The sequence below is a fragment of the Streptomyces murinus genome (assembly GCF_002154555.1).
Classification (GTDB): Bacteria; Actinomycetota; Actinomycetes; order Streptomycetales; family Streptomycetaceae; genus Streptomyces; species Streptomyces murinus.
This window is the reverse complement of sequence record NZ_MUNF01000464.1, coordinates 1-9,080: the sequence shown is the minus strand read 5'-3', so window position 1 is coordinate 9,080 and position 9,080 is coordinate 1. Positions and strand designations below refer to the sequence as shown.

The following is a 9,080-nucleotide window of genomic DNA, read 5'->3' as shown; positions in this document are numbered from 1 at the left end:
CGCCAGATCGCCTGCGCCGGGGATGTGCAGCCGGGCGCCGAGTACCAGCGGCACGAACAGGTCGCGCAGCAACGGATCGTGGCTGAGGCCGGAGGACAGCGCGAACCGGTCGCCGGCCGTGACGTCGAAGGTGGCGGTGTACCAGTCGGCGAAGTGGGCCAGCGGACCGTGCGCGCCGACGACCCCCTTGGGCGTTCCGGTGGTTCCGGAGGTGAAGGCCACGTACGCGGTGTCCGCAGGGTGGGCCGGGACCTCCGCGGCCGGCGCGGGGCGCGGCGCGGGGCCCGCGCCGGGCGCGGTGACCACGCGGGCGACCTCCGGTGTCGTCCCCAGCGTCTGCGGGGCGTCGGCGCCCGTCTCCAGCCAGGCCCGTGCGCCCAGTGCCTCGGCGATCAGGCGGCGGCGCTCCCGCGGATGGGCCCGGTCCAAGAGGGCGAAGGCGGCGCCGGTGCGCAGGGTGGCGAGGACGGCGGTGACCAGAGCCGGGCCGCGCTCGGCGTGGACGGCGGCCACGTCGCCGCGGCCGAGTCCGGCCGCGCGCAGCTCGGCGGCGAGGGCGGCGACCGCCTCCTCCAGGGCACCGTAGGTCACCTCACCGCCCGGGTGCGCGAGGGCGGTCGCAGCGGGGTGCGCGACGGCGGTGCGCGCGGCCCGCTCGTGCACCGCGGCGGTCCATGCCCCGGCCGGCAGCGGCGCGGCCGGGTCGGGCAGCGCGGCGCCGCGGGGCGCGTCCGTGCCGGCCGGGGCCCGCTCCGGGTCGGCGGCGGCGGCGCTCAGCAGCGCCTCGTACTGGTCGAGGAAGGCGGCGATCGTCGGGGCGTCGAACAGCGCGGCGTCGTAGACCAGGTCCAGGCCGAGCGAGCCGTCGGCGGCGGGCTTGACGTACAGGGTCAGGTCGAAGCGGGCGGCGAGGTCCTCGCTCTCCACCAGCCGGGTCCGCAGGCCCGGCACCGGCGGCAGCGAGTCGTCCAGGTTGAGCATGTTGAACAGCACCTGGAAGACCGGCGTGCGGCGGGTGTCACGGGCGACGGACAGCCGCTCCACGATCCGCTCGAACGGCACCGCCTGGTGCGCGTCGGCGTTCAGGGCACCGCGCCGCACCCGGTGCAGCAGCTCCCGGAAGGAGGGCGCGCCGGACAGGTCGGTACGCACCGGCACGGTGTTGACGTACAGGCCGACACCGTCCTCCAGGTCCCGGCGCACCCGGCCGGCCACGGGCATGCCGACCACGATGTCGTCCTGCCCGGACCAGCGGGCGAGCAGCGCCTTGTACCCCGTCAGCAGGGCCATGGACAGGGAGGCGCCCTCCGCGCCGGCCAGGGCGCGCAGCCGTCCGGCCAGGGGGGCGCCGAGGGTGCGGCGGGTCCGGGCGGCCGGTCGCACGGCCTGGTCGCGGCGGGGCCGGTCGGTGGGCAGCGACAGCTCGTCCGGTGCCCCGGCGAGCGCCTGGACCCAGTGCTCCAGCTCGGCCGCGCCCTCGGGGCCGTCCTGCCGGGAGCGCTGCCAGGCGGCGAAGTCCGCGTACTGCACGGGCGGTTCGCCCAGCGGTACGGCCTCGCCCCGCACCCGCGCGGTGTAGCAGGCGGTGAGTTCGCGCACCACGAGCCGCATCGACCAGCCGTCGGCCGCGATGTGATGCACGGACAGCTGTACGACGTGATGGTCGTCGGCCAGCTTGAGCAACTGGGTGTGCAGCGGGGTGCGGGTGAGATCGAACGGGCGGGTGCCGAAGCGCTCGGTGTGCTCGGCGCGGGCGCTCTCGCGGGCGTGCGGCGCGTGTCCGGACAGGTCCACCAGGGGCAGTACGTCCGCCGGGTCGGCTTCGGTGACGATCTGGCGCGGGGTGCCGTCGACGGTCGGGTAGACCGTGCGGAGCACCTCGTGGCGCCGGATCACGTCATGCAGCGCGGCACGCAGGGCGTCGGTGTCCGCCGCGCCCTCCAGGTGCAGTTCGCCGGCGATGCGGTAGGCGAGCCCGCCGGGCGACAGCTGCTCGACGAACCACAGCCGGGTCTGCGCGGAGGACAGCGGCAGCCCCTCGGGGCCGCGCGGCAGCACCGGCAGCGGCTCCTGGCTCCCTGGGCCCGGCCCGGCGGCGCCGGACCCGGCGGCGAGGGCGTCGACGCGAGCGGCGAGCGCCGACAGGACGGGCGCGTCGAACAGGTCCCGCAGCGGGAGTTCCACACCGGTGCGCTCCCGCAGCCGGGCGGCGGCCCGCACGGCGAGCAGGGAGTGCCCGCCCAGCTCGAAGAAGTGGGCGTCCGCGCCGATCCGGTCGGTGCCGAGGAGTTCGGCCCACACCTCGGCGACGGCCTTCTCGGTGGGCGTACCCGGCGCGCGCACCGGCGCGTCGGGGTCCTCGGCGAGTTCCTCGGGCGCGGGCAGCAGGGCCCGGTCCACCTTGCCGTTCGGGTTGAGCGGGAAGGCGTCCAGAAGGAACAGATGGGTGGGGATCATCGCGGAGGTGAGCCGCTCGGCGAGATGGGCGCGCAGGGCCGCCACGGTGGCCGCCTCGGGGCCCGAGGGCTCCCGCAGGGCGTAGCCGACCAGGGTCAGCCTGCCGTCCCGGCCGGGCCGGGCCAGCACCACGGACTCGCGCACCCCGGGGTGGCTGTCCAGAGCGTCCTGCACCTCCGCCGGTTCGACCCGGACCCCGCGGATCTTCACCTGGTGGTCGGCGCGGCCCAGGTAGTGCAGCCGGCCGGTGCGATCGAAGCGGACCCGGTCGCCGGTGCGGTAGACGCGGGCGCCGGGCACCGGCGAGAACGGGTGCGGCACATACCGGTCGGCGGTCAGGTCGGGCCGGTTCTGGTAGCCGCGGGTGACCCCGGTGCCGCCCAGGTACAGCTCGCCGACGACACCGGGCGGCACCGGGCGCAGCCCGGCGTCCAGGACGTACAGCTCGGTGCCCGGCAGGGCACGCCCGACGGGCGGTACGCCGCCGTCGGGCACGCAGACCTCGGTGGTGCAGAAGACGGTGATCTCGGTGGGGCCGTAGGCGTTGACGATCCGCCGTCCCGGTGACCAGGCGCGCACCAGGTCGGCGGAGATGGCCTCGCCGACCGAGGTCAGTTCGGTGACCGTGGGCAGGTCGGCGGGGTCCATGGCGGCCAGCACCGACGGGGTGGCGCTCAGTGTGGTGATCCGCTCGCGGCGCACGGTGTCCGCCAACGGCGGTCCGGGGCGGAGCCGTTCGCGGGGCGCGACGACCAGGGTGGCGCCGGTGGTCAGCGCCATCATCCATTCCCAGGTGCTCACGTCGAAACTGACGGAGGCGTTCTGCAGCACGCGCCGGCCGGGCCGCGGCGGCATGGCCTCGCGGTGCGCCAGGTCGAAGTCGACCAGGCCGGCGTGCTCCACCATCACTCCCTTGGGCCGGCCGGTGGAGCCGGAGGTGTAGATGACGTAGGCGAGCCGGCCGCCGTCCGGTGCGGGCAGCGCGGGCGCGTCGGCCGGCGGTTCGGGGACGTCGTCCAGGTGCAGCACCGGTACGTCCACGGCGGGCAGCCGGTCCACCACGGCGCGCTGGGCGAGCAGCAGCGCCACGGCGGAGTCCTCGATCATGTACTCCAGGCGCTTGGCCGGGTAGGTCGGGTCCAGCGGGATGTAGGCGCCGCCGGCCATGAGGACGGCGAGCAGCCCGACGAACAGCCGGGGGGTGCCGTCGCCGGTGAGCCCCACCTTGACCTCGGGACCGACCCCGCGCGCCCGCAGCACCAGCGCCAGATCCCGCGCCTGGTCCGCCAGTTGACGGTACGTCAGTTGTTCGTCGCCACAGGCCACGGCGATCGCGCCGGGGGTGCGGGCGGCCTGCTCCAGGACCAGTTCGTGCACACCCCGGTGGGCCAGGGGGGTCGCGTCGCCGGGCCTGCTCCACTCGGTGAGCACCTGCCGGCGCTCCTCGGGGGCGAGCATCTCCAGCGTGTCGTGCGGCGCGTCGGGGCGGGCGGCGCAGGCGGCGGCCAGGGCACGGAAGTGCCGGCCGAGCGCCTCGGCGGTGCGCGGCTCGAACAGGTCGACGGCGTAGCGCAGGGAGCAGCTGACCCGTCCGTCGACCTCCTCGGCGAAGACGGCGAGGTCCTGCTCGCTGCCCTGCACCGGCACCGGGTACGGGCGCATCTCCAGGTCGCCGACGGCCAGCCGGGCGCCGGCCGCGCCGGTGGCGAACAGGGACAGTCCCTGCTCGGCCTCGACCGAGGTGGACTCGTAGTAGAAAGCCACGTCGAACAGGCCCGTGCCGGCGCTGCCCTGGGCGACCCGCTCGGCGACCAGCGGGTAGGGGTAGTCCTGGTGCTCCATCGCGTCCAGCGCGGTCTCCCGCACCTGCTCCAGCAGGTCACGGAAGCTCTGCCGCCGCTCGATCCGGGTGCGCAGCACCATCAGGTTGGCGAAGTAGCCGACGACCTCTTCGAAGGCGGGCCGGCCGCGGCCGGTGGCGACCGAGCCGAGCCAGATGTCCTCCTGGCCGGTGTAGCGGTGCATCAGCAGGTTGAAGACGGTGAGGACGGCCGTGTACAGGGTGCCGCCGGTCTCCCGGGCGAGCGCGCGCAGCGCGGCGGTGACGTCCGTGTCCAGGGTGAAGGCGTGCACGGCGCTGCGGTGTCCGGGCCGGGCCGGGCGGGCACGGTCGGCCGGCAGCTCCAGCCGGGGGATCTCGCCCGCGGGCCCGGTGTCCAGGGCCTTCGCCCAGTGCGCGGCGCTCGCCCGGCCGCGCGGCCCGGCGACCAGTTCCCGCTGCCAGCTCACGTAGTCCCGGTAGTCGGCGGCGGGCTCGGGCAGCCGGACCGGGCGCCCGGCGCGGACCGCCGGGTACGCCTGCTGGAGGTCGCGTAGCAGCAGCGAGAACGCCCACAGGTCGGCCGCGATGTGATGGGTGCCGATCAGCAGCACCTGCCGGCCGGCCCCGGTGCGCAGCACCTCGCAGCGCAGGAAGGCGCCGGCGGCGAGGTCGTAGGGCCGCTCCACGAAGGCGGTCACGGCGGTGTCGATGCCGTCGTCGGAGCCCTCGCCGAGGTCCCGCTCGGCGAAGTCGAGGGCGATACCGGTGCGCACCCGCTGCACCAGCTCGCCACCCTCCTGGAGTACGGCGGTGCGCAGCACCGGGTGGTGGTCGAGGATGCCCTGAAGCGCGGTGCGCAGGGCACCGGCGTCCAGCGGGCCGGTGACCTCGGCGGCGAAGCACAGGTTGTAGGCCGGGCTGCCGGGGTGCATCTGGTCGAACAGCCAGAGGGCGCGCTGGCCTTCGGAGACGGGCGCGGTGGGGGGAAGGGGGGCGCGGTCCGCCTGGCGGGTGTCGGTCGGGATGCGAGTGGCCCGGATGGCGGGCGCCTGGATGGCGTTCGCCCGGGCGCGGCGCAGCAGGGCCTCCTTGAGGAGGGCGCGGCGGGCCTCCGCCGGATCGGTGACCCCTGTGGCGGGCGGTTGCTGGTGTGTCGTCATATCTCACTCGCCGCGTCGTCGGTCAGCCTGCCCAGCAGCGAGTCCACCTCCTCCGGGGAAAGCGCGTCGAGGTCGTCGAGAAGCCGCTCGACGTCCGCGGGATCGTCAAGGTCGAGGGCGGCCCGCGTGGGCACGGCGGTGGCGGGCCCGGCGTCCGGCTCGGCCGTCAGCCAGTCGGACAGGTCCGCGGCCAGGTCGGCCGGCGTGGCCCCGCGCAGCAGTCGTACGACGCTGATCTCGGCGCCGAAGACGGCCGCGACCCGGCGCCGCAGCTCCAGCCCGATGACGGAGTCCACGCCGAGCCGGTTGAGCGGCTTGAGCGCCGGCACCCGGTCCACACCGGTGCGCAGCAGCGCGGCGGACGTCTCGCGGACCCACTCGGTCAGCACGGCGAGCCGGCTGTCGGTGCCGGCGGCCCGCAGCGCCGCCAGGTCGAGGGCGCCGGCACCGGCCGCCTCGCCCGTCCGGTCCGGGACCGCGGCCTCGGGGCCCGCGGCCGTCCGGCTCCGCCAGAGCGAACGTCCGATGTGCAGCACGGCCCGCCCGTCGGCGTCCAGCACGGTGGTCCGGGCCGCTCCCTCCCCGTCGCGCAGGACGTGCACGTACGCGGCGGGGCCGCCGTCGTGGCCGGTGATGCCGTGCAGGGCCGTCGGGGCGTGGGCGTCGAGGACCGCGGCGGTGACACGCAGCGCGAGCTCCAGACGGGCGCGCGGTCCGGTGCCGGTGCCCGGCCGCAGGCGGACGAGGATGTCGTCACCGTCCTCGGCGGCGGATTCGACGGCGGTGTCCGCGACGTACCGGTGCACGGCACAGCGGGCGGTCAGCTCGGCGAGGTCCGGCAGCGGGGACGCGCAGACCGGGCCGGCGCCGGGGTGGCCGGCGTCGTGGTCGCCGAAGGCACGGCAGGCCGTGGCGAGGCGGAGCCAGCCGGTGTGCGGGGTGCGGGCGTGGACGGCGACGGTGTCCGCGCCCGGCGCGGCCGGGGTGGCGAGCACCGAGGTGACCTCCGGCACCAGGTCGTCGGCGCTGTCCCAGGTCACGGTGGCCGGACCGGCCGGGTCCAGGGCGGACAGCGCGGCGGCGGCCACCTGCCCGGCGAACTGGGCGGCCCGCCCGCGCAGCGCCGGCCGCGGGGCCGCGTCGGTGACGGCCGCGAGGAACCGCACCCGGTGCCCGCCGGCGGGCGGCACGGCACCGGCGCGCCGCAGCTCCCACAGGGTGCGCAGCACGCTCTCCTGCTCGGCGGAGCCGCGTCGCAGTGTCGGCAGCACCAGCGGCGTGATCCCGCGCGCGGCACAGCAGTCGGTGAGGGACGGGCCGAGCGTGGGGTGCGGGCCGACCTCGACGAAGGTGCGGCAGCCCAGCTCCAGCAGGGTGTCGACGGCCTGCGCGAACCGTACCGGCGCGCGCAGGTTGGCGCCCCAGTGGGCGGCGTCCGCGCGGGAGCCGTCGAGCAGCGCCCCGGTGACCGTGGAGACCAGCCGCTCCCCGCAGTCCCGCGGGCGGGCCAGCTCGCGGGCGGCCTCGGTGAACTCGGCGCGCAGCGGCTCCAGGCAGCGGCTGTGGAAGGCGATGTCGCCGCGCAGCACACGGGCGAACACCTCGCGCCCGGTCAGCTCCGCCACGATCGCCTCGACGGTACCGGCGTCCCCGGCGACGAGGGTGGCCCCCGGGGCGTTCCAGGCGGCGATGTCGGCGGCGCCTCCGTACGCCGCGATGAGCGCCTCGGCCTGCTCGGCGGCGACGCCGAGCAGGGCGGTACGGCCGGTGCCCACGGCCTTGCGCATCAGTTCGCCGCGCAGCCGGGCCAGGCGCAGCGCGCCGGGCAGGTCCAGCGCGCCGGCGGCCGCGGCGGCGGCGATCTCACCGAGGCTGTGGCCGACGAAGTGGTCCGCGCGCAGGCCGCGTTCCGCGAGCAGGCGGGCCAGGGCGATCTGCAGCGCCACCAGTGTGGGCTGGAGGACGGCGGGGTCCGCCAGCCGCGACTCCCCTTCGGCCGCGGCGAGTTCGTCGAGCAGGGACCAGTCCGTGCCCGCCCGCAGTACCTCGTCCGCCTCCTGGAGGACCGCCCGCACGGACGGTTCCCGGGCCATGAGGTCGCGCCCCATGCCCAGCCACTGGTTGCCCTGGCCCGAGAAGACCAGGGCGGTGCGGCCCCCGGCGGGGCCGTGCGGTGCGTCGGCCGCCACCCTCACGTGGCCGGCCGGAGTCGTCGTAGTCACCGGTACGCTCCAGGCCCCTCAGTCGCCGTCGATGACGGAAAGGGCCTGCTGCGGGTCCCAGTAGTTCTGGGCGCGGTAGATCTTCCCGTCCTTGAACTGGGTCTTGCCGGTGTACGTCAGCGTGAAGGACTTGCCGGTGGGCTCGCGGTCGAAGATGTAGCCCTGGTGGGTCACGCTGGTCTTCCAGGCGAGGTGCACGATGTCGCCCTCCCAGCGGACGACCTCGGCGCCGTAGTGCGGGGCGAGCTTCTCGCGGACCTCGACCAGACCGGCCTTGATCCCCTCCAGGTCGGCGCCGTCGTTCTCCAGCGCGAGCGCGGACTCGTCGGTGAAGTGACGGAACTCCGGGTGGATGAACTCCTCCAGAAGCTCGTCCTTGTGCCCGTTGAGCACCTCGTCGACGTAACGCCGCAGAATGCCTTCCAGCTCTTCCTGGGTCTGCTGGGACTTGCTCATGGGACGGATTCCCTTCGAACGGTTGTCTGCCCGAACGACGCTATGGGCCCCCGCGATCCGGCAGCACCCCTATCCGTCCCCTACGCCCCCGCCGACCCCGATACGGCGCCTCGGGAACCCTTCCGACCTGCGCGTACGTCTGCCGCCGCGCACGGCTGCGGACAACCGGCGGATCACGTTCCAGCCAGACCGCCGGGAGCAGAGGCGCGCAAAAGACAGGTCGCCCACGCGTGGGTGTTCACGCGTGGGCGACCTGCCCATGGGGGGTGGCGCATGCCCGGCGCCCGGGCGACAGAGCCTTCGTCAGACGGTGGCCTCCCGGGCCGGCGGCCGCCCGGAATCGCCGGCGGCCCCGGGCTCCGCCCCCTCTTCGGCCGGCGCCACCATGCGCGGCAGCAGCACCGCCGCGAGTACGGCGCCGAGCACGGCGACCCCGGCGCACACCGCTTCGGAGGCGGTGAAGGCGTGCGCGAAGGCGGCCTTCGCGGCGTGCACGGTGCTCGAAGCGGCCGGGTGGGGCAGGGACTTGGCGGCCTCGATCGCCTGGTCCAGGGAACGCTTCGCCGGCGCGGGTCCGGACGGCGCGTAGGTGGCGGCGTACCGCGAGGCCAGCACGCTGCCGACGATGGCGACGCCGAGCGCCGAACCCATCTCCTGCACGGTGTCGTTCATGGAGGACAGCAGCCCGGACTGCTCGGCCGGACCGGCCGTCATCAGCACGTCGTTGACCAGCGGCTGTGCCAGGCCCATGCCGACACCGACCAGGGCCATCGCGACGACCATCGCCGGGTAGCCGTCGTCCTTGGAGAACAGGGCGAACACGCCGTATCCGGCGGCCAGGACGAGCAGGGCCACGACGACGGCGCCGCGCACCCCGATCGCCTTGGACAGCACGGGCGCCAGCGGCGAGCAGATCATCAGGGCCACCGCCATCGGCAGGATCGCGGCGCCGGCGAGCAGCGG

At 75.6% G+C, this 9,080-nt stretch carries 4 protein-coding genes; all 4 read right to left on the bottom strand.

Going from position 1 to position 9,080, the window contains the following annotated elements; all coding sequences use genetic code 11:
• Nucleotides 1–5,439: non-ribosomal peptide synthetase (locus tag CCN72_RS26590; protein WP_143664207.1), on the bottom strand; the 5,439-nt coding region annotated here is incomplete at its 3' end.
• The gene (locus tag CCN72_RS26585; RefSeq protein ID WP_143664206.1) at nucleotides 5,436–7,661 is read right to left on the bottom strand and encodes an acyltransferase domain-containing protein; all 2,226 of its coding nucleotides are present in this window, start codon (nucleotides 7,659–7,661) and stop codon (nucleotides 5,436–5,438) included. The genes CCN72_RS26585 and CCN72_RS26590, both read right to left, overlap by 4 nt.
• Before the next feature lie 18 nt (nucleotides 7,662–7,679).
• Nucleotides 7,680–8,117: an ester cyclase gene (locus CCN72_RS26580; RefSeq protein ID WP_086810281.1), complete on the bottom strand. Its 438-nt coding sequence runs from the start codon at nucleotides 8,115–8,117 to the stop codon at nucleotides 7,680–7,682.
• Between the two features lie 303 nt (nucleotides 8,118–8,420).
• A partial coding sequence (locus CCN72_RS26575) for an MFS transporter (protein WP_143664205.1) occupies nucleotides 8,421–9,080 on the bottom strand: 660 nt, incomplete at its 5' end.